Source organism: Parabacteroides sp. AM58-2XD, from assembly GCF_003463685.1.
Classification (GTDB): domain Bacteria; phylum Bacteroidota; class Bacteroidia; order Bacteroidales; family Tannerellaceae; genus Parabacteroides; species Parabacteroides segnis.
Genome location: NZ_QSDP01000087.1, coordinates 1 through 21,255, shown reverse-complemented (window position 1 = coordinate 21,255; position 21,255 = coordinate 1). Strand labels below are relative to the sequence as shown.

17 protein-coding genes and 4 pseudogenes are annotated in these 21,255 nt (G+C 45.2%); 10 read left to right on the top strand and 11 right to left on the bottom strand.

From position 1 onward, the window contains the following. The first annotated feature begins 14 nt into the window (after nt 1-14). The 6 genes and pseudogenes from yajC to DXA15_RS18525 form a co-directional block, all read left to right on the top strand. The gene (gene yajC, locus DXA15_RS18550; RefSeq protein WP_007658999.1) at nt 15-326 is read left to right on the top strand and encodes a preprotein translocase subunit YajC; all 312 of its coding nucleotides are present in this window, start codon (nt 15-17) and stop codon (nt 324-326) included. A gap of 13 nt (nt 327-339) precedes the next feature. Next, nucleotides 340-1,350, top strand: coding sequence for a YbbR-like domain-containing protein (locus tag DXA15_RS18545; RefSeq protein WP_007659001.1), 1,011 nt, complete (start codon nt 340-342; stop codon nt 1,348-1,350). Then, complete coding sequence (gene coaE / locus DXA15_RS18540; protein ID WP_128135013.1) at nt 1,343-1,915, top strand: dephospho-CoA kinase; 573 nt, start codon at nt 1,343-1,345, stop codon at nt 1,913-1,915. The genes DXA15_RS18545 and coaE overlap by 8 nt, the downstream gene beginning before the upstream one ends. Before the next feature lie 99 nt (nt 1,916-2,014). After that, on the top strand, nt 2,015-2,464 hold the full coding sequence (locus DXA15_RS18535; RefSeq protein WP_007659005.1) for a DUF5606 domain-containing protein: 450 nt from the start codon (nt 2,015-2,017) through the stop codon (nt 2,462-2,464). A 276-nt stretch (nt 2,465-2,740) separates the two neighbouring features. Continuing rightward, nucleotides 2,741-2,917 carry a hypothetical protein gene (locus tag DXA15_RS18530; RefSeq protein ID WP_233567426.1) on the top strand — a complete coding sequence of 59 codons (177 nt, stop codon included), beginning with the start codon at nt 2,741-2,743 and terminating at the stop codon, nt 2,915-2,917. 29 nt (nt 2,918-2,946) lie between these two features. Next, nucleotides 2,947-3,867: pseudogene (locus DXA15_RS18525) on the top strand (IS3 family transposase); the annotation flags it as partial. 398 nt (nt 3,868-4,265) lie between these two features. Here DXA15_RS18525 and lon read toward each other — a convergent pair. After that, nucleotides 4,266-6,728, bottom strand: coding sequence for an endopeptidase La (lon, locus tag DXA15_RS18520; RefSeq protein WP_128135010.1), 2,463 nt, complete (start codon nt 6,726-6,728; stop codon nt 4,266-4,268). A gap of 104 nt (nt 6,729-6,832) precedes the next feature. Between lon and DXA15_RS18515 the strand changes: the two genes are divergently transcribed. Then, a complete protein-coding gene (locus DXA15_RS18515; protein WP_128135009.1) occupies nt 6,833-7,549 on the top strand; it encodes a tRNA1(Val) (adenine(37)-N6)-methyltransferase in 717 nt (238 codons plus the stop codon). On the opposite strand, the gene DXA15_RS18510 is transcribed toward DXA15_RS18515, so the two are convergent. Continuing rightward, nucleotides 7,534-8,505, bottom strand: a complete 972-nt coding sequence (locus tag DXA15_RS18510) for a diacylglycerol kinase family protein (RefSeq protein ID WP_128135008.1) — start codon at nt 8,503-8,505, stop codon at nt 7,534-7,536. The genes DXA15_RS18515 and DXA15_RS18510 overlap by 16 nt on opposite strands. 198 nt (nt 8,506-8,703) lie before the next feature. On the opposite strand from DXA15_RS18510, the pseudogene DXA15_RS18505 reads away from it, so the two are divergent. The 3 genes and pseudogenes from DXA15_RS18505 (at nt 8,704) to gldH (ending at nt 11,987) form a co-directional block, all read left to right on the top strand. Continuing rightward, a pseudogene (locus tag DXA15_RS18505) lies at nt 8,704-9,890 on the top strand (aminotransferase class I/II-fold pyridoxal phosphate-dependent enzyme). 179 nt (nt 9,891-10,069) lie between these two features. Then, complete coding sequence (locus DXA15_RS18500) at nt 10,070-11,536, top strand: regulatory iron-sulfur-containing complex subunit RicT (protein WP_128135007.1); 1,467 nt, start codon at nt 10,070-10,072, stop codon at nt 11,534-11,536. Next, nucleotides 11,457-11,987, top strand: coding sequence for a gliding motility lipoprotein GldH (gene gldH / locus DXA15_RS18495; protein WP_233567424.1), 531 nt, complete (start codon nt 11,457-11,459; stop codon nt 11,985-11,987). Before DXA15_RS18500 ends, gldH begins: the two co-directional genes overlap by 80 nt. On the opposite strand, the gene rodA is transcribed toward gldH, so the two are convergent. From rodA to DXA15_RS18450, 9 genes and pseudogenes are all read right to left on the bottom strand, one after another. After that, nucleotides 11,988-13,457: a rod shape-determining protein RodA gene (rodA, locus tag DXA15_RS18490; protein WP_186959961.1), complete on the bottom strand. Its 1,470-nt coding sequence runs from the start codon at nt 13,455-13,457 to the stop codon at nt 11,988-11,990. Further along, a complete protein-coding gene (mrdA, locus tag DXA15_RS18485) occupies nt 13,423-15,303 on the bottom strand; it encodes a penicillin-binding protein 2 (RefSeq protein WP_128135005.1) in 1,881 nt (626 codons plus the stop codon). Before mrdA ends, rodA begins: the two co-directional genes overlap by 35 nt. Continuing rightward, nucleotides 15,293-15,808 carry a rod shape-determining protein MreD gene (gene mreD / locus DXA15_RS18480; RefSeq protein WP_128135004.1) on the bottom strand — a complete coding sequence of 172 codons (516 nt, stop codon included), beginning with the start codon at nt 15,806-15,808 and terminating at the stop codon, nt 15,293-15,295. The genes mrdA and mreD overlap by 11 nt, the downstream gene beginning before the upstream one ends. Continuing rightward, nucleotides 15,801-16,654: pseudogene (gene mreC / locus DXA15_RS18475) on the bottom strand (rod shape-determining protein MreC). Before mreC ends, mreD begins: the two are co-directional and overlap by 8 nt. A gap of 112 nt (nt 16,655-16,766) precedes the next feature. Further along, nucleotides 16,767-17,785, bottom strand: a pseudogene (locus DXA15_RS18470) (rod shape-determining protein). Between the two features lie 22 nt (nt 17,786-17,807). Next, nucleotides 17,808-19,331 (bottom strand): bifunctional phosphoribosylaminoimidazolecarboxamide formyltransferase/IMP cyclohydrolase, encoded by a 1,524-nt coding sequence (gene purH, locus DXA15_RS18465; RefSeq protein ID WP_128135003.1) that lies wholly within the window; start codon nt 19,329-19,331, stop codon nt 17,808-17,810. Nucleotides 19,332-19,499: 168 nt separating this feature from the next. Then, entirely contained in the window at nt 19,500-19,778 is a 279-nt protein-coding gene (locus DXA15_RS18460; RefSeq protein ID WP_128135002.1) for an HU family DNA-binding protein, read from the bottom strand. A gap of 39 nt (nt 19,779-19,817) precedes the next feature. Beyond that, on the bottom strand, nt 19,818-20,528 hold the full coding sequence (locus tag DXA15_RS18455) for a hypothetical protein (RefSeq protein ID WP_128135001.1): 711 nt from the start codon (nt 20,526-20,528) through the stop codon (nt 19,818-19,820). Between the two features lie 148 nt (nt 20,529-20,676). Beyond that, nucleotides 20,677-21,255: transposase (locus DXA15_RS18450; RefSeq protein WP_199676364.1), on the bottom strand; the 579-nt coding region annotated here is incomplete at its 5' end.

Here is a 21,255-nt window from a genome sequence, read left to right as displayed (position 1 = left end):
GAATATAGTTAGTTATGAGCTTAGTTAGTATTTTACTTCAGGCTGCCGGAGGCCAGTCACAGTGGTCAGGCATCCTTATGATGGTGGTTATCGTTGCGATCTTCTATTTCTTCATGATCCGTCCGCAACAGAAAAAGCAGAAAGAGATACAGAAATCTCGTGAAGCATTGAAAACGGGTGACAAAGTGATCACAGCCGGAGGTATCTACGGAAAGATCAAAGAGATCGGAGATACTTATATGCTGATAGAAATTTCAGACGGAGTACGCATCCGTGTAGATAAAACTTCTATCTTTGCTTCTTCAGAAGACGCACAGCAAAAATAAGAAATAACAAAATATGCCGCAGCTTGATATTAATCAATCATTCAAGTCTGCCCGGATGAAGATTAATGCTTTTCTGCGTCGTCAGAGATGGAAGGAAGCATTAATCTTTTTCTTTTTCGTACTACTGTCATTAGGTTTCTGGTTATTGCAAAGCCTTCAGCAGGAATATGAAATAGAAATCAGCATCCCGGTCAGATACAAGAATATTCCACCGGATATCTCTTTTACCGAAACTCCCCCTCAGGAGATCATTGCCAAGGTAAAGGATAAAGGAAGCGTTCTGCTGAATTATTCCTTCGGGAGATCGTTTGCCCCGATCGAAACGAATATGAAAAATCAGGCTGAGAAAAGCGGATCATTATCTATTACCAAAAAAACGATCCAAAGCGACATACAGAAACAGTTGCTTGCCACGACCTCGCTGGTCGGTTTCGAGCCCCAGTCTATTGAAGCGGCATACAGTAAACGGATAAAGAAAGATATTCCGGTCGTATTCGACGGAACTATCCAGACAAATCCCGGCTTCCATGTGTCGGGTAACATCCTGATCTCGCCATCGACAGTCAGTGTATATGCCAGCGACATCGTACTGGATACGCTAAACCAGGCAAAAACCGTCTTCACCGAAATAAAGAAAGGGACGAAAACGATTACACGGACCGTACAACTGCAAAAGATCAGTGAAGCGACGTATGATCCGACAAGCGTTACCATAACGATCCCTATTGAAGAGTTTACAGAAAAGACATTGGAGATACCTGTCATCTGTACAGGCCTTCCTCCACATTATACATTGCGTACTTTTCCTTCCATTGCAAAGGTAACATGCAGCGTTCCGTTATCCCGTTTCAAGGACTTGTCGGAAGATGCATTTGAAATAAAGTTTTCTTTCAAAGATCTGGAACAAAACGTCTCCGGCACCTTACCTATCCAACTGACAAAGAAACCTGATTGGGTTAGTTCGGCTACGCTTGTCCCGGACAAAATTGAATTTATCCTGGAACAGAACAATCTGCATGATTAAAATAGGAATAACCGGCGGGATCGGAAGCGGCAAATCGGTTGTCGCTTCGTTATTGAATTTATACGGAGTACCGGTCTATGTCGCCGATACGGAAAGTAAACTGCTGACCGACACGTCTCCTGTCATTAAAGAAAAACTCACCGCATTATTGGGAGAAGACCTCTACACGGAAAAAGGGTTGAACAAGAAGCTGCTCGCATCACATATATTCGGTAATCCGGAATATCTCCGGCTGGTAAATGCGATCATACACCCCGAAGTGAACCGTCATTTTTCAGCATGGACAAAAAGTCAGGCATCCGATATATGTGCCATCGAATCGGCTATACTCTTCGAATCGGGTTTCAACGAAGTGGTAGACAAGAGTCTGATGGTATATGCGCCCATGCAGCTCCGTATCGAACGGGCGGTAGTGAGAGATAATACCCCGCGGGAAGAAATCGTACGCCGCATCAACAACCAGTTGCCGGACGAGGTAAAAAGAGACCGGTCCGATTATGTTATCTACAACGACGATAAGCAGGCATTACTTCCTCAGGTTGAGAAATTTCTGGCGTCTTTATGAAACAGATTTGTAAAATAAGTCTCCCAAACTTCGGTAAAATCGTATAGTTATACTACATTTGCAGCTTTAAAGTTTAACACTATTAGAAAACGAAGTATTATGTTGAAGACTATTTTGTCTATTTCGGGAAAACCGGGATTATTTAAATTGGTTTCCCACGGAAAGAACATGCTGATTGTCGAATCGCTGACAGATAAGAAAAGAGTACCTGCGTACGCAAAAGATAAAGTAATCTCGCTGGGTGATATTGCTATCTATACAACCGAGACAGAAGTTCCTTTGCACGAAGTACTTACCAGCGTAAAAAATAAAGAAAACGGAGCCAAAGTCACAGTACCTTCCGACACAAAAGAATTGCGTACTTATTTTGCTGAAGTTTTACCTGATTTTGACCGCGAAAGAGTATATCCCAGCGATATCAAAAAATTATTGACATGGTATAACATCCTGATCGGAGCCGAAATTACAGATTTCACTCCGGAAGAAGAACCTGCCACTGAAGAAGCCGAAGCTAAAGAAGATACAAACGCAGAAGCAAAAGCTGAATAGGAAACAATCAGTCATAAAAAAACCGGTGCACCCTTATTGGATGCACCGGTTTTTGTCTTTTTGTAAATAAGGTTGACTCTTTAAAGAATCAACAATGAAAAAGAAGAATTATTATCAAGAGAGAGAGCATCATCTGATGTGTCATGAGATTTATCGCCTCGTGTAGTAGAAGGCCTGGAAGTCGCCGCGATAGTAGAAAAACTGGGTATAAGTCGTTCTCGAGTTTACCGTGCATTAACTATCTTTGAGGTTGATAACCCCCAAAAAGCAGCAATGATGAAGAAACAAAGCAAAGAGGTAACAGAGGAAGATTACAAAAAGTTACTGGGTGAGATCGCCTCTCTCAAGAAGGATTTAGCTCAGGAACGCCTTCGGGCTGACTTTTACGAAGAAATGGTGGCCTTTGGCAAAGAAGTTTATGGTATCGACCTAAAAAAAGCTGGCACCAAGTAGCATCCAGGCTTCACACCAGGGACAAGAGGCTTTACGGCATTGTCCCTATGTGTCGTCTGCTTGGTGTAAGTAAACAAGCCTACTATAAACATGTGGATAAATTAATGTTCAAATTAGCCAGGGAATCCTTTGTGATTGAATTTATTAAAGAAGTACGTCAGAAAGCTCCCGGCATTGGTGGCAATAAGCTTTGGTTGATGTACCGTCGCAGGTTCGGAGAAGAACACAGCGTTGGCTACAATCGTTTCTATGACATCATAGAACGATATGGCTTGAAAGTACGTAAGCGCAGGCGGCGTATTGCAACAACGGACTCCAACCACGACCTTCCGCTTTATCCGAATCTGGTTAAAGAGTTGATACCCAGTCGCCCTTGCCAGGTGATAGTTAGCGACATAACCTATATACCTCTTTGGGTAAACCCTGTTACGGGTGAATATACATTCTGTTACCTTTCGCTGGTGACGGATTATTATACGAAAGAAATCGTAGGATATAGCGTAGGGGAGACATTAGAAACGATATATCCTCAGGAGGCCCTGGAAATGGCCATCAGACATTATGCCGGCAAAGACCTCTCAGAGTTAATCCATCACTCCGATCGTGGTGTACAATATGCCAGCTATGCTTATACGGGCCGTTTGAAAGATTGCCAAATACGCATAAGCATGACAGAGAGTGGAAATCCCAAGGATAATGCGGTAGCCGAGCGTGTGAACAATACCATAAAGAATGAACTGCTTAAAGGAATGGTATTCTATCGGATCCGGAAAGTAAAGGCAGCCGTTAAAGTTGCTGTGGAGTTTTACAATCACGAACGCCCTCACTGGAGCCTGGACGGAATGACACCTTCCGAGGCCGCCGAAGGTGAAGGAGAGCTGAAGAAAAGATGGATAAGTTACCGTAAGAGAGCTATTAAAAGGCTGAAAGAGATGGGGATGACAGGATAGATCTTCCATTAAGTAAGGACTGATTATAACCTAAGACTCTTTGGAGGCTTCGCGCCTCCAGCCGTATGGCAAACCTCCGCGGTGTTTTTTCATTACCCGTTTGGGGTGAATAGAGATTTTGATTATTTTTGCGAAAAACTGGCAGGTAGAGTTAACCTGTTTCATAAATAAGCAAGAAATAAGTCAACCGTTATTATTATTAAGTTTAAACCGAGTCAACCTTTTATATATATAAGACTGAAAGTAGTCAACTAAAAACGTTAACATACATTTTTATCCTTTATATCTTATTCTGAAAAGTGTTTCATAGTAATGAAACAAATGTTTCTATAGGGTGAAACAACTGTTTCATTACTATGGAACAAACAACTTCTTTAGGAGACAAAAGACAGATTGTATCAGAACAACGGATTGTCTACTTTCTCTTTCAGTAAAGCCAAGTCGATCACCTGACGGATATCTTCCACATAATGGAAAGTCAATCCTTTCACATAATCAGCTTTGATCTCTTCTATATCTTTCTGGTTTTCCTTACACAGGATCAATTCCTTGATACCTGCCCGTTTAGCTGCCAGAATCTTTTCCTTGATACCTCCTACCGGAAGCACTTTTCCGCGCAATGTTATTTCGCCGGTCATCGCCAGATTCTTTCTCACCTTACGCTGGGTGAAAGCAGAGACAAGCGAAGTGACCATAGTCACACCGGCGCTGGGCCCGTCTTTCGGTATAGCTCCTTCGGGGACATGGATATGTACATTCCAGTTTTCAAACAACTCTTCATTGATACCAAACAAAGAGGCATGCGCATGAATATACTCGAGTGCCAACATGGCAGATTCCTTCATCACATCTCCCAGATTTCCTGTCAAAGTTAACTTCGAACCTTTGCCACGGCTCAGGCTGGACTCAACGAAAAGAATCTCTCCGCCTACCGCTGTCCACGCCAACCCGGTAACAACACCGGCATAATCATTTCCCTGATATTTATCACGGCTGTATTCAACCGCTCCCAGATACTCGTGAAGATCCTCCGGTTTGATCTGTGCCGGGATTGCTTCGTCGGAAGCAACTTTACGTGCCAGCTTACGCATGATCTTGGCAATCTTCTTGTCCAGCTCACGCACACCGCTTTCACGGGTATATGATTCGATAATTATCTGCAATGTCTTTTTGGGAAGTTTTACCTTGCCTTTGCTGAGACCATGTGCCTCCAGTTGCTTCGGCACCAGATGACGGGCGGCAATCTCCACTTTTTCTTCCAGAATATATCCACTCACTTCGATCAGTTCCATACGGTCCAGCAAAGGCTGTGAGATCGTATTCAGATTGTTTGCCGTAGCGATAAACATAACTTTGCTCAGGTCATAGTCGATATCCAGATAGTTGTCGTGGAAAGTCGAGTTCTGTTCCGGATCCAGTACTTCCAACAGTGCGGAAGCCGGATCACCCTTGAAGTCATTCGTTACTTTATCTATCTCATCCAGGATAAATACAGGGTTTGAACTTCCGGCCTTCTGGATATTCTGGATAATACGGCCGCTCATTGCACCGATATATGTTCGGCGATGGCCACGAATCTCCGCTTCATCATGCAATCCGCCTAACGAGATACGCACATACTTGCGGTGCAGCGCTTCAGCGATAGATTTACCCAATGAAGTTTTACCCACTCCCGGAGGTCCGTACAGGCAGATGATAGGCGACTTCATATCACCTTTTAGCTTCAATACAGCCAAATGTTCAATGATACGTTCCTTCACCTTTTCCAGCCCGTAATGGTCGCGGTCAAGCACTTTCTGGGCATGTGTCAGATTGAAATTATCTTTGCTGTATTCATTCCAGGGCAGGTTAATAATAGTCTGCACATATTGAGTCTGGATAGAGAAATCGGGCGATTGCGGATGCAGACGCTCCAGCTTACGAACTTCTTTCTCAAATATCTCAGCAACAGAAGCCGGCCATTTCTTCTTAAAGGCCCTATCCCGTAACTCCCGTATTTCAAGTTCATTTATATTTCCACCCAGCTCTTCCTGAATAGTCTTGATCTGCTGTTGCAGAAAATATTCCCTTTGTTGCTGATTGATATCCTCATGTGTCTTCATCTGGATAGAGGCTTTCAATTCTACCAGCTGATATTCACGGTTCAGGATAAACAGCAAGCGGTATGCGCGGTCCTTCATGGCACCGATCAGCAGCAGTTCCTGTTTCTCTTCTGCTCCGCTGGGGATATTGCTACAGGAGAAATTGACCAGATAAAGAACATTCTTATTATTCTTTATGGAAAATATCAGATCGCGGGGCGGTTCGCTCAACGAACCCAGCATTTTAATTGTCAGATCCTTGATCGTTGAGATAAGCGCTTCAAACTCACGGTCGGTCTTATCCGGCATCTTATCTTCCAGCAGGGATATCTTTCCTTTCAGATAGGGTTCCGTTTCTTCCAGGGCATCCAGGGAAAAACGCTTCTTACCTTGCAGAATCACCGTTGTCGTACCGTCCGGCATTTCCAACACACGCACAATATCAGCGATCACACCGGTAGTATACAGGTCATCAAAACCCGGATCCTCCGTATTCATCTCTTTCTGGCAGACAACGCCTATCAGTGTTTTCTTCTGGACTGCTTCTTTTATCAGACGCATAGACTTAGGCCGGCCGACAATGACCGGCATGGCAACACCCGGAAAAAGAACCATATTCCTCAATGGAAGAATAGGAACGACTTTTCCTACTTTATCTATACCTTCTGTAAAATCCTCATCCACATCACACTCTGTCAGGATGGGCATTACAATCCCAATATTATCATCCAAATCGTCATACGACTCATCGGCAAACCTCTTCATTCTTTCTTTCATCATATTTCTTCCCTATCAATTGTGTAGATTGATACAATAAACGTGCCAAAGTTACAGCTTTTCAGGCAATTCTAGCTACTTTTGCACCTTACATTATAAAAATATGTATGGCAAATCCTTATTTTCAATTCAAAAAGTTCACCATCCGGCATGACAAATGCGCGATGAAGGTCGGAACAGACGCTGTATTGCTGGGAGCATGGGCGGATACGGCCTCATGCAAAAACATATTAGATATAGGAACCGGGACCGGCATCATCGCTTTGATGCTCGCCCAACGGAGCTGTGCGGACATCGATGCGATCGACATTGACAAGGATGCCTGTATCCAGGCGGAAGAAAATGTAGCAGCTTCACCTTTTGCCGGCAGAATAAAGGTCATCCCTGCTTCCTGTGCGGATTTCGCCCGCTCAACGACACTGAAAAAATATGACCTGATCGTTTCCAATCCGCCTTACTTTATCAATTCACTGAAATGTCCGGATAATAAACGTTCGGTTGCACGCCATACGGACAGCCTGCCTCTATCCGAACTGGTCGAAAACGCACGGGCATTACTCTCTTCGGCCGGACGTATAGCATTGGTATTACCTTATGAGCAACTGGAGGAAGTCAGGGAGACCGCTCAAAAGAATTCCCTGTATATTTGCCGGCAAACGGACGTGATCCCCATTCCGGGAGCACACCCCAAACGGTTACTGGTCGAATTGTCTCCTGCAAGTACAGACACAAAAAACCGGAATACACTTACCATCGAGGAAGCCCGGCATCAGTATACCCCGGAGTATATTGCTCTGACCAAAGATTTTTACCTGAAAATGTAAGGTAATTTCTTATCGAAGAAGCGGGTTACTTCACCGAACAAATTATGGACTTCCTCGGTAAAGGAAACGACTTCCGGCGTAACCACATGCAATGATTGCGGCATGATCGAAATATCGATCCGGCTGTCGGCCATAACCGGCTCACCGTCCAGATGCATAACACCCGGATTCTGGCGAATGATCGTAACCTGCTGCGCCTTCATCGTTTTGATCTTACTGTTCCGGTCTATCTGCTTCGTAAATAACTGGATTGCCAGCGGCGCTATGTCCAGTGGCGTAAAAGGAGACAGAATGGTCAGGTCCATCCGTCCGTCCTGTATATTGGCATGCGGAGCTATGAAAGCGTTATTCCCGTACTGGGAAGCATTGGCACATGCCACCAGGAAGGCTTTTTCCTTGATCGTCTGGTTGTCCACCAACAGTTCATACGGCTCCGGTTTATAACTCAGATACTCTGCTACCGTATTTTTTATATAGGTAAGAGAACCGCGCCTTTTTTCCTCGGCAAACTTCTGGCTTACTGCCGCATCGAACCCCACCCCGCAGGTGCAAAAGAAAACACGGTCGTTAGCTTTGCAGCAGTCGATTGTTGAAACATGCCCCTTTATGATCAGGTCCAACGCCCGTTTAGCATCCATCGGTATATGAAGCTCGCGGGCCAGTCCGTTGCCAGACCCCTTCGGGACAATCCCCAAAACGGCATCCGAATGAACCATAGCACGGGCTATTTCATTCACCGTACCGTCACCACCAACTGCTATAATGCAATTAGCCCCCTCATCGATCGCTTTCCGGGTCAACTCGCTGGCATGTCCCGGATATTCCGTAAAAGAAATTTCCAACGGACATCCTCCTTTCTCGCACATCCGCTCGATCATCTTAGGGATCTTTCTCTTCGATCCCACCCCGGAAATAGGATTTATTATAGCCTGTACCTTTATTTTTTTCCCGTCCATCCTAACTGTTTATAAAGATTGAAGCGACAAAAATAATGCTTTTATAAAACTTTTAAAGCATTAAGGCTACTATAAGTTATTTTTTTACTACTTTTGCGGCTGGATTTGCCGAAACATAGGTGAATATGTACACGACAAACCCTTAATTCTATATATGGAATTTTAATAAGCGAGAAAATCATTCTCTTCAATAATAATATGAAACTTTTACAAGAGAAACTAGCAAAGTACGATGCTCCTCAAAAAGCTATGGCAGCAGGGATCTATCCTTACTTCAGAATGATCGAAAGTGATCAGGATACTGAAGTGATGATCAGCGGTAAAAAAGTCCTGATGTTTGGCTCAAATGCTTATTTAGGATTGACTAATCACCCTAAAGTAAAAGAGGCAGCAATTGAAGCGATCAAAAAGTACGGTACGGGATGTGCCGGTTCACGTTTCCTGAATGGTACGCTTGACATCCATGTCCAATTGGAGAAGCGTCTGGCCGAGTTCGTAGGAAAAGAAGACGCAATCGTGTATTCAACAGGTTTCCAGGTGAATCTGGGAGTAGTATCCTGCCTGACAGGGCGTGAAGATTATATCTTATGGGACGAACTGGACCATGCCTCCATTATCGAGGCCATCGCTTGTCTTTTTCAACCAAACTTAAATACAAGCATAACGATATGGATTCGCTGGAGAAACAACTCCAGAAATGCGAACCCGACAAAGTGAAACTGATCGTTATCGACGGTGTATTCAGTATGGAAGGAGACATAGCCAAACTTCCGGAAATCGTTGCCTTGGCAAAGAAATACAATGCCAGCATCATGGTTGACGAAGCACACGGTTTGGGAGTTCTCGGAGATCACGGACGCGGAACCTGTAACCATTTCGGTGTTACTGACGACGTCGACCTGATTATGGGTACTTTCAGTAAATCATTAGCTTCCATCGGTGGGTTTATCGCTTCAGATAAAGACACCATCAACTACCTCCGTCACAATTCACGCTCTTACATTTTCAGTGCAAGCAACACTCCGGCAGCTACCGCAGCAGCTGGTGCGGCACTTGATATTATGCTGAGCGAACCGGAACGTATCGAGCATCTGTGGAAACTGACTCACTATGCCTTGGACGGCTTCCGCAACATGGGTTGCGAAATCGGACATACGGCTACTCCGATCATTCCTTTGTTCATCCGCGACAACGACCTGACATTCCTGATCGTTAAGGAACTGTTCGAAGCAGGCATCTTCGTAAACCCGGTAGTTTCGCCGGCTGTCGCTCCGGAAGATACGCTGATCCGTTTCTCCCTGATGGCAACTCATACGAAAGAGCAGTTGGATTATGCGCTTGAAGCTATTCACAAAGTATTTAAAAGTCACGGCTTAGTAGACTAAACTGTTACTATATTTATAATAAAAGGCTCCCAAACGGTAGAAATACAGGCTTGGGGGCCTTTCACTTTTTTCCTGTTCTTGTTTTTTTACTATCCCTTGCTCATTCTCTGAGAATATTTGACTATTTTTGCGTAATTGTACGTACCATACACATTATAAAACATATATATTACCGGAAAATGGATTTCAAACTAAATAAAGGAAGCTGCTGCATGGGGAAAAAAGGATGCAGCAAAATACAAAATACAAAACTGAATACCTACGATTGGCTCTGCGACGTACCTGATGCGGAAAATGCAACCGATTATGTAGAAGTACAATTCAAAAATACCCGGAAAGGTTATTTCCTGAACAGCTCCAAAATACCTCTCGAAAAAGGAGATATGGTCGCTGTCGAAGCCAGTCCCGGACATGATATAGGAACGGTAACCCTCACCGGAAAACTTGTTCTTCTTCAAATGAAAAAGAACAATATACGTACCGGAGAAGGATACGAACCTAAAAAAGTGTACCGCAAGGCAAAGCCCACCGATATCGAGAAATACGAAGAGGCGAAAGCGAAAGAGCATGCAACCATGATCCGTTCACGCCAGATCGCAGCAGACCTGGGGCTGAACATGAAGATCGGTGACGTAGAATACCAGGGGGATGGCAACAAGGCTATTTTCTACTACATCGCAGACGAACGTGTCGACTTCCGCCAGCTGATCAAAGTCCTGGCCGAAGCATTCCGCGTACGTATCGAGATGAAGCAGATCGGAGCCCGCCAGGAAGCTGGGCGTATCGGAGGTATCGGACCTTGCGGACGCGAACTTTGCTGCTCCAGCTGGATGACCAGCTTCGTTTCGGTGGCTACCGGTGCCGCCCGTTACCAGGATATTTCCATGAACCCGCAGAAACTCGCCGGACAATGTGCAAAACTGAAATGTTGTATCAATTACGAAGTGGACGCTTATGTGGAAGCTCAGAAACGCCTGCCCTCGAGGGAGATTGTACTTGAAACGAAAGATAACAACTACTACCATTTCAAGACAGACATCTTCAAACGCGAGATAACTTATTCTACCGACAAATCATTTGCCGCGAACCTGATAACGATAACAGCCGAACGTGCATTCGACGTGATCAATATGAATAAGAAAGGAAGCAAACCGGTCACACTGGAAGCCGACACCAAACCTCAGCCGCCTAAACGCGATGCTCAGGACATTCTCGGCCAGGACAGCGTTACCCGTTTCGACTCGGTCAAGAAAAAGAAGAAAAAACGTCCGGCAGGAAACAACGGAGGCAATAACGGCAATGGTGGCGGAAACAATGCGAACACTTCTGCCGGTGGCGAAGGCGGAAACAACAGGCCGGTAAACAACAAACAGGCCGGTAACAGACCCGTTAACAACGACAGGCAGCAGCCGGGCAATAACGACAGACAGCCGGGCAACGATAACAACAACAGGCCTTCCGGCAACAACAACGGTAGCAAAGGTGGTAACGCTAATAATAACGGTAACAACAACCGTAACAACAATAACCGGAATAACAGAAACAGACAAAAACCTAAAGGCAATAATGACAAGCAAGCGAATAATGACAAACCTCAGCAGCAAGCTAAACCGGGCAACAAACCGGAAAATAAGCCCGAAGCTTAAAGGATTCATTGTCGTTCTCTTCATATCCTTATGCTTCTCCTGCGATCAACAGGCCTTGTACGATCAGTACCAGGCCATTGATAATACAATGTGGGGGAAGGATAAGGAATATTATTTCTCTTTTCATATAGACGACATTTCCGTTCCCTACAACCTTACATTCGAGGTTCGTAATAATAATATGTATCCTTACCAGAACCTCTGGCTTTTCTGCAATGAAGAGCAGCCAATCGGTCCTTTGAAACGGGATACGATAGAATGTGTGCTGGCTGATGAGTTCGGAAAATGGCACGGGCATGGCATATCCCTGTTCCAATCCAGCTTTCCGATACGGACCAACTATAAATTCGAACACCCGGGAATGTACACGTTCAGTTTCCGCCAGGGAATGCGCGACAGTACATTGAGAGGAATCCAGGAAATCGGGTTCCGAGTAGAAAAGACTAATTGATCATCGCTCTCTCCGGGAAGCATCCAGGCGCAGGAAGATAAACAACAATATTGTAAATCCCAGCAAAGAAGAGCCTCCATAGCTGAAGAAAGGCAAGGGAATGCCGATTACGGGCGTTATTCCGGTTACCATTCCCACATTTATCGCCAGGTGAAAGAAAAAGATGGAGGCTACGCTATAGCCATACACCCGGGCAAAAGTTGTATTCTGCCGCTCGGAAAGAATGACCAGCCGGATGATAAATATCCCGAACAAGATCAGCACCACAGAGGACCCGACAAAACCGTGCTCCTCTCCTACGGTACAGAAAATAAAGTCCGTTTCCTGTTCCGGCACATATTTCAGTTTTGTTTGCGTCCCGTTTAGGAAACCTTTCCCGGTCAGTCCGCCCGACCCGATAGCGATCTTCGACTGGTTCACGTTGTAACCGGCACCGCTCGGATCATCTTCCAATCCCAACGAAACTTTGATACGGATCTGCTGATGGGGTTCCAGTATCTCATCGAACACATAATCCACCGAATACATGAAGGCCATCGATCCCAAAGCAAAGGCGGCGATCAGTGCATAATGCCAGACCCAGTTACGCATAGAAAGATATACCAGGTAAACGACAGCCAGTCCGACCAACCCCATCGAAACCCAGGCAAAGTTTACGGGAACAAACAAGGACGTAATATAAGCAGCCAAATATACGATAGCCGTTCCTCCAAGCATAACCTGCAATGCCATCCTGTCCCTGCGAACTGTCGCCACAAGAAAAAAGGAGATAACCAGTATCATGGAGGAAACAATCAACTCTCCCATATCCGTCGCACCTACTACTACATCCGAAAATTTCATCGTAGTTACAAAAAACGCCACCGCACAAACACCGGCCAGCAAAATATATCCGGACATCCCCTCCCTGTACAACATCAGAAAAAAAGCAAAATAAACCAAAGCCGAGCCAGTCTCCTTTTGCAGAATAATACAGATCATCGGCAGGAAAATCAACAGAAGCGTTATAGAGAAGTTCTTGACAGTAGTCAGCTGAAATCCATAGGAATTCATAAACTTGGCCACTGCCAGAGCTGTAGCAAACTTCGCAAACTCAGCAGGTTGTATACGAAAAGAACCCAGCTGCAACCAAGAATGGGACCCCTTTATATTGGGAGCAAAAAAGATGGTCGCTATCAGCAGAACGATAATTCCCGCATAGATCAGGTAAGCAAAGACATCAAAGAAATCGCTTTCCAACATCAGTATGACAAAAATAACCACCATCGAAACGCCCACCCACATCAGCTGCGACCCCGGACGCCCATTTATGTCAAATAAACTCATGCTGTCAAACTCAAAGCTGGCACCACAAATCGTAAACCAACCGGCCACTATCATCAACAAATAAAAGATGATGGTAAACCAGTCAATCGTTTTCCATATTTCAGTCTTTCTATACCCCACTATTTCCCGTAAATAAATAAACATGATCTTCGGTAACAACCGAATTCACCATTTTTTCTTCCAATGCCTTATCCTCAGATGCAATCTCACCTTTCAGATACAACTCCATCATCAACTTTCCGATAGGCACTCCGAACGCTGCCCCGAAACCGCCATTCTGGACATATACGCAGATAGCGACTTTCGGATTTTTATAAGGAGCGAAACCGATAAAAGCGGAATGATCCTTTCCATGAGGATTTTCGGCCGTACCGGTTTTTCCGCATACTTCAATGCCCGGTATCGCCGCAGCCCAACAAGTCCCTCCCAGTACTGCATTACGCATACCTTCTGCCACTATTTCATAATATTTTGAATCCACCGTCGGATAACGTTTTTCTGTATAAAGCGAATCCAAAGGGGTATCCTGTATTTCTTTTACGACATGAGGAGTAATAAAATAGCCCCGGTTGGCGATCGTTGCCGCCAAGTTACAGATCTGCAACGGCGTGGCGGTTACTTCTCCCTGGCCGATCGCAATAGATATGACCGTTGTTGAAGTCCAGCGATGATAATAATTATCATAAAATTCACTGTTCGGAATAAAACCTCTCCGTTCACCAGGCAAATCGATTCCCAACTTATAACCGTATCCCATAGAAACCAGATGATTCTTCCAGACCTCAAAACCTTTCTGTATAGTCGGGTAACGACGGCGGCTATCCAGCATATCATGCAGTCCCCAGCAAAAATAAGAGTTACAGGAAGTTGCCAAAGCCGGAACCAGGCTCAAAGGAGACATATGCCCATGACAAGCGGGCTTTCTTTTCGATGAGAAAGTATATCCATGTGCACAAGTATACATGGTTTCGGGCGTTATCACCCCTTCCTGTAAAAAGATCAGTCCCTGTGTCGGTTTAAATGTAGAACCGGGAGGGTAATAACCGGTTATGGAACGGTCGATAAGCGGAGTCTGAGGATCTTCTTCCAGCATCTTATGGTTTTTCCCACGCTGGCGCCCGACCAATAAACTCGGATCATAATTAGGAGAAGAGACCATACAAAGAACTTCGCCCGTCTCCGGCTCGATCATCACGATACTCCCAACCTTATTCTTCATCAACTTTTCTCCATAAGCCTGCAAATTAATATCGATCGCAAGTTTTAGATTCTTACCGGAAACAGGAGCTATATCGCTGTTCCCGTCATCATATTTCCCTTTGATACGACCATGCACATCCCGCAAGAGAATCTCCACACCTTTCTCCCCGCGCAGTTCCTTTTCATAAGAACGTTCAACACCCGCGCGCCCAGAGTTATCGCCTTGTACATAATAATCGTCTTTTTCTATATCTTTCCGGTTCACCTCACCGATATTACCCAGTATATGTGCCGCATAAGGATATTCATATTGGCGGATCGTACGATTCTGGATATAAAAGCCCGGGAATTTATATAGTTTTTCCTGCAATACCCCGCACTCCTGAGCCGAAAGATGGTTCATAAACAGTTGTGGGACATACGACGAGTATCCCGGATTCAACCGCCGGTTCTTTATTTCAGCGATCCGTTTTTCAAACTGTTCTTTTGTAATACTCAGGATATTACAGAAATCCAACGTATCGAACGGCTGGATTTCGCGCATGATAAGCATCACATCGTAAGCCGGCTGGTTATAAACCAGCAGGTTGTCATTACGGTCATAAATCATTCCGCGTGAAGGCGGCAAAGTCTTTTTCAGGAACGCATTGCTGTCTGCCCATGCTTTATAATCGTTCTCAACCACCTGGAGGTAGAATAAACGGATGATAAAGACGAGAACCAGCAGAACCACAGCGCCTATTATCACATAGCGCCTGTTCTCAAGTGTATACTTCGTATTAGTCTCCACTCTTTTGTGTCTCTATATTGAATGCTTCTATTGTACAAATTAACAATGTAGTCGTTACCACACTCGCTCCGATACGGATGGCAAGGAATAACGGATCGAACAGCGTCAACGATTCGATCAGGAATAAAGTGACATGGTGGATCACCACAAATGAAAGCACATACCGGAAGAAGCCACCATAGCCAAAGGTCTTATAGGAAGGATAAATCCCCTCGGGCAAGTCCTTCCCCATAAAAAAGCGGATCAGCGGTTCACGGATAAATCCGGCCAGCGTACAGGCTGTCGCATGCATTCCGGGGGTATTTGAAAACATATCGATCACCAGGCCAATAAGGAAAGAGAAAAGAACGACCAAGTCGCGCGACGTACCCACCGGCATCTTTATAATAAAATAAAGATACAGGAACGGCGTTGCAATCCGCAGGAAATGGATATTATTCAGGATCAAAACCTGAATTAATACCAGTACAACGAAATAAACCAATCCCCGTAATAAATTAATCATTTCTTCTCGCCTCTTGTTCTACTCTTCTTTGTTCTGCCTGATTATAATTCTTGATGATACGGACATTGTTCAGTGCCTGAAAGTCCGTAGCCAATTCCACCTCCAGTGAGAAAAAGTTATCGTCATGCTGTTTTTCAAAATCTGCCACCGTACCGACAATCAGCCTGCCGGGAATACGCTCGAATACCCACTTGTCACGATCGTATCTCCCTTCTGGAACTCCACATGGCGCGGCAGTTTTTCCAGGTTGGCAAAACGGATATCGCGCCCTTTCCAGATCAAAGCTCCGAAATAAGTACTTCCCAACACTTTACAGCTCAACTGCGATTTCGGATTAAGCAGAGGTATGATCACAGAGAAATGATCGTTCACCGTCGAAACAATTCCTACAACTCCTCTTTCGGAAACAACTCCCATATCAGGTGCAATTCCGTCTTTACTTCCTTTGTTTACAGTAATATAATTTGAAAGATGGCTGACACTGTTATTCACCACTCCGGCCAGTATAAAACTATATGCAAACTGCTCGGTCGAATCAGGAGCAAACCCGGCAAAAGCAACCGTATCCGCCACCATCATATCCAGACGGTCCTGCAACTCCAGCAATTCCATCTCCAGTTGCCCGTTCCTTTCCAGCAATTCCTTGTTGATCTCATGCAAGTTCAAATACGATGTTACATAACCGGAAACGGACGCAATATGTCCTGTCAATACGTTTGCCGAACTGAAGATGATATTCCGCTGGTATGCATTATTACGATAAATCAGCATCAGCGAAACAATCTCAAGCAAAACGAACAGGAACCAATGCCTCTTTCTTACCAGGAAGTCCAGCAGTTTACGCATAAATAATAATGTGCCAATTTGATAATGTGCCAATATGCCAATTAATCAATACACCGACGAATGCGTCTTTTATTGGCACATTGCATATTGATTAACTGGCACATTATTTCCCTTATCGAATAAGGAAATTAAATTTATCTATATTCTTTAATGCAACGCCTGTACCTATTGCAACCGCATGCAACGGATCTTCTGCAATATGGAACGGGATGTTGATCTTATCCGTCAAACGTTTGTCAAGCCCGCGCATCAAAGCACCACCACCAGCCAGGTAGATACCGTTACGTACGATATCGGCATACAGTTCGGGAGGGGTCTGCTCGAGTGCACTCAGGATAGCCGCTTCCATCTTGGAGATCGATTTCTCCAGGCAATGTGCGATTTCCTGATAAGAAACGGGAACTTCCATCGGAAGAGCCGTCATCTGGTTCGGACCATGTACGATATAATCTTCAGGAGGATTATCCAGGAACGTCAGCGCTGAACCGACATTGATCTTGATCAGTTCGGCAGTACGTTCACCCACCTTCACATTGTGCTGGCGGCGCATATATTCCATAATATCAGCGTCAGGTCATCCCCTGCAATACGGATCGATTTATTGGAAACGATACCGCCCAGCGAGATAACAGCGATCTCGGTCGTACCACCGCCTATATCCACGATCATATTGCCTTCGGGTGCTTCTACGTCGATACCGATACCGATTGCAGCAGCCATAGGTTCATAAATCATGTAGACGTCGCGTCCGCCGGCATGCTCGGCAGAGTCGCGTACGGCACGGATCTCCACTTCAGTACTGCCCGAAGGAATACAAACCACGATACGCAGCGAAGGTGAGAACCAGCGGTGTTTCGGATTTATCATTTTAATCATGCCGCGTATCATTTGCTCGGCAGCAAAGAAGTCGGCAATCACGCCATCGCGGAGCGGACGGATCGTACGAATATTCTCGTGCGTCTTTCCATGCATCTGGCGTGCCTTTTCTCCGACCGCCAATACTTTGTCGGTACGCCGGTCGAGGGCAACTACCGATGGCTGATCCACTACGACCTTACCACCACTGATGATGATGGTATTCGCAGTGCCCAGGTCCATCGCTATTTCTTGTGTGAAAGAAAATAATCCCATTTTTTAATAAAGGTGTTTGTTTTTAGTGTTTGAAATGACGGACTCCCGTCTTAACCATAGCCAAGCCATGTTCGTTGCAATAATCAACAGACAGCTTGTCATTTACAGAACCACCCGGCTGAATAACAGCAGTAATACCTGCCTTATCAGCTATTTCAACACAGTCAGGGAAAGGGAAAAATGCATCAGAAGCCATAACGGCACCTTTCAAATCGAATTCGAAAGCGTTTGCCTTTTCAATGGCCTGTTTCAAAGAATCCACGCGAGATGTCTGACCGATACCACTTGCGCAAAGTTGTTTGTTCTTTACCAAAGTGATAGCGTTTGATTTACTGTGTTTCACCAGTTTATTAGCAAACAACAGGTCTTCTGTTTCCTGTGCGGAAGGTTGTTTGTCAGTCATCGGTTCCAGATCTGCGGCAGTCTGGATACTCAGGTCTTTTTCCTGCATCAATGCACCATTTAACAGTGAACGGAATTGCATCGGACACGTCTTTGCTTCCTTGCGGACCAGGATGATGCGGTTTTTCTTCTGCATCAACACTTCCAAAGCGTCTTTTGTATATTCCGGGGCGATGATTACTTCGAAGAAAATCTTGTTGATCTCTTCAGCTACTTCTTTATCGATTGCGCTGTTGGTAATCAAGATACCGCCGAATGCAGAAACCGGGTCTCCGGCCAGTGCCTCTTTCCATGCTTCAAGCACAGTCGGACGGGATGCGATACCACAGGCATTATTGTGTTTCAGGATAGCGAATGTCAGTTCGTCGAACTCGTTGATCAGGCTAACGGCAGCATCAATATCCAACAGGTTGTTGTAGGAGATCTCTTTACCGTGAATCTGGTCGAACATATCGTTGAACTTGCCATAGTATTTAGCAGCCTGGTGAGGATTTTCACCATAACGCAGGTGCATCGGCTGGTCTACGGCAGCACGGAAATGCGAACCCTCGCCTCCGTCGAAATAATTGAAAATAGCAGAGTCATAGCCGGATGAAACAGCAAATGCTTCTTTAGCGAACCATTTACGGTCTTCCAAGGAAGTTTCTGCACCCTTTTCATTCAACACCTGCATCAACGGCTGATACTGTGCTTTGGATGCTACGATCACTACATCTTTAAAGTTTTTTGCAGCGGCACGGATCAATGAGATACCGCCTATATCTATCTTTTCGATAATTGCCTGTTCTTCTGCGCCTGAAGCTACTGTTTCTTCAAACGGATAGAGGTCTACAATCACCAGGTCGATTTCAGGAATTTCGTATTCTGCAATCTGCGCTTTATCGCCTTCGTTATCTCTGCGGTTGAGGATACCTCCAAAAACTTTCGGGTGAAGAGTCTTAACACGTCCTCCCAAGATAGAAGGATAACCGGTCAAGTCTTCCACTGCATCGCAAGGGATGTTTAATGATTCAATAAATGTCTGAGTTCCACCTGTTGACACGAAGGTTACACCTTCGCTATGAAGTTTCTTTAATATTTCATCCAGTCCCTCTTTATGGTATACAGAGACTAATGCACGCTTAATACGTTTTGTTGCAGCCATCTTTGTTCGGTTTATTTTAATGTTTTAGAGCACAAAAGTAGATAAATATTTTCAATAAGCACATAGGATAAGTAAATTTCTTTCCATAACAAAAACGGGGATTTTTCATGCTATCCTGTTGATAGTGAAAAGTCCCCGCCATAAATAACGGAACGAACGCGATCCGTGTTAACGTTTATTCATTGCTCTCAACAAATTCTTACCAACCTTAAACCTGACGCTGGTACGGGGGAGCGATCGGACAACTCTCTCCGGTACGGGGTTACGGCCTGCACGAAAACTCTGTTTCCAGGGACGGAAAGTGCCGAAGCCTTGCAGGACAATATCGTTCCCGTCACTCAGCCCCTCCTCCATCACCTCCATCAGCATCTCCACCATCTGCCGCGCAGCGACCTCCGTACACCCGGTCCGGGATGCCATTGTTTTTATTAAGTCTGTTTTATTCATAATTATTAAGTTGTTTCTGTTATTACCACATCATTGCCACTATGGCGCCGGAGCCGTATCTTTTGTCTGGCTGATATGCAACGTGTCGCGGGCGGTGACGTTCGTTTTGTTGCGGATCAGGAGCAAGGCGCGGCGGGTGCCTTCGACGGTCTGTTCTCCGACGGTGACTGTGTAGGTGCGCTTGTAGCCGGTCGAGGCTTTTGTGACTACTACAGGGTCGGATGATGAGACGGACAGCCAATCCAGATAATGTTCATCGGCGGCGGCATCTTCCGCATCATCCGGTTCGGGAGCCAGAGCATAATCCGTGTCGAACGGGTTCACCGCATCGAAGGTGAAGGTGGCGTCTGCCGGATCGACTGCGATACCATTATTCAGATCCGGTTCGAAGCCGGTAGCGAAGTTCCCCAGTTCCGGCACCACCTTCTGCGTCGGTTTCACGTTCACCGTGTCGACGGCATTCCAGCCCGTCACCTGGATATTGAAGGAGATATCCGACAGGTCAGGAGCCGGATTGATACGAATCAGGTAGCGGTGGTTGCGTTCAATGATGACCGGCTGTTTGTCCTTATTGATAAAAAGAATCACACGGCTGAACGGCGAATTGCGGAACTTGCCTTTGATCTCGACCGAAGTGGCAGAGGCGGCATCCGTACCATCATTCTCATAGACATAAAGTTCATGCCAGAGCCGTTGCTCCATCACACCGGCATCCAGCGTGGCATCCGTCTGAATCGTATTGCCGTTCACGTCCGTTGTTCCGTCGGCTATAGTACCTATAAGTTTTATCCCCTATAAAAGATGACTGCCGGGAGGTAAGGAGAATCGAGTGGGGGTATGTCAAAACTAAGACACATCTCCTTTTTTATCTTAAAATAGTCGTTCCTCTTTTTTTTGTCTATGCGACTATTTTTTCAGTAATTAGGTAATAAGGCTTAATATTCGTCGTATGTTGAGTCACACGTGGTCTGATAAAGATAAATATAGTGTGTGTACTCCTTCTCTTTCCTGCTTTTAGTAGTTTTGTACACATCCTTTTGATATTAAAAGCTATAGCAAAGAAGGCTAAGTCCATTGTAACCTTGTCTTCTCCCACATGCCGGAACCTTCTATATGCCATGTTGTGTTTCATTTGTCCAAAAACTGCTTCCGGTTCTATACATCGCCTTCCCCTATGCCTGATGCCTTCTTCCGAGAGTGACCTTTCCCGTGCCTGCCGTTTGTATTGGTTTAACCGGTGGTTGACTTCTATAATACGGTTCCCCCGGGCTTTAAAGCAACTGCCACGTAAAGGACACCCTTCACATCTTTGTGCTTTATACCGGGCACTTTCGGTGACGTATCCGCTAGCTGTTTTGTCACGTCTGATTCCTATACGGTTCATGTGCTGCCCCATAGGACAAACGTAATAATCCTCCTCCGCATTGTAATGGAGACTCTCCGTATGGAATGGATTGGGAGTATAACGGGGACGCTG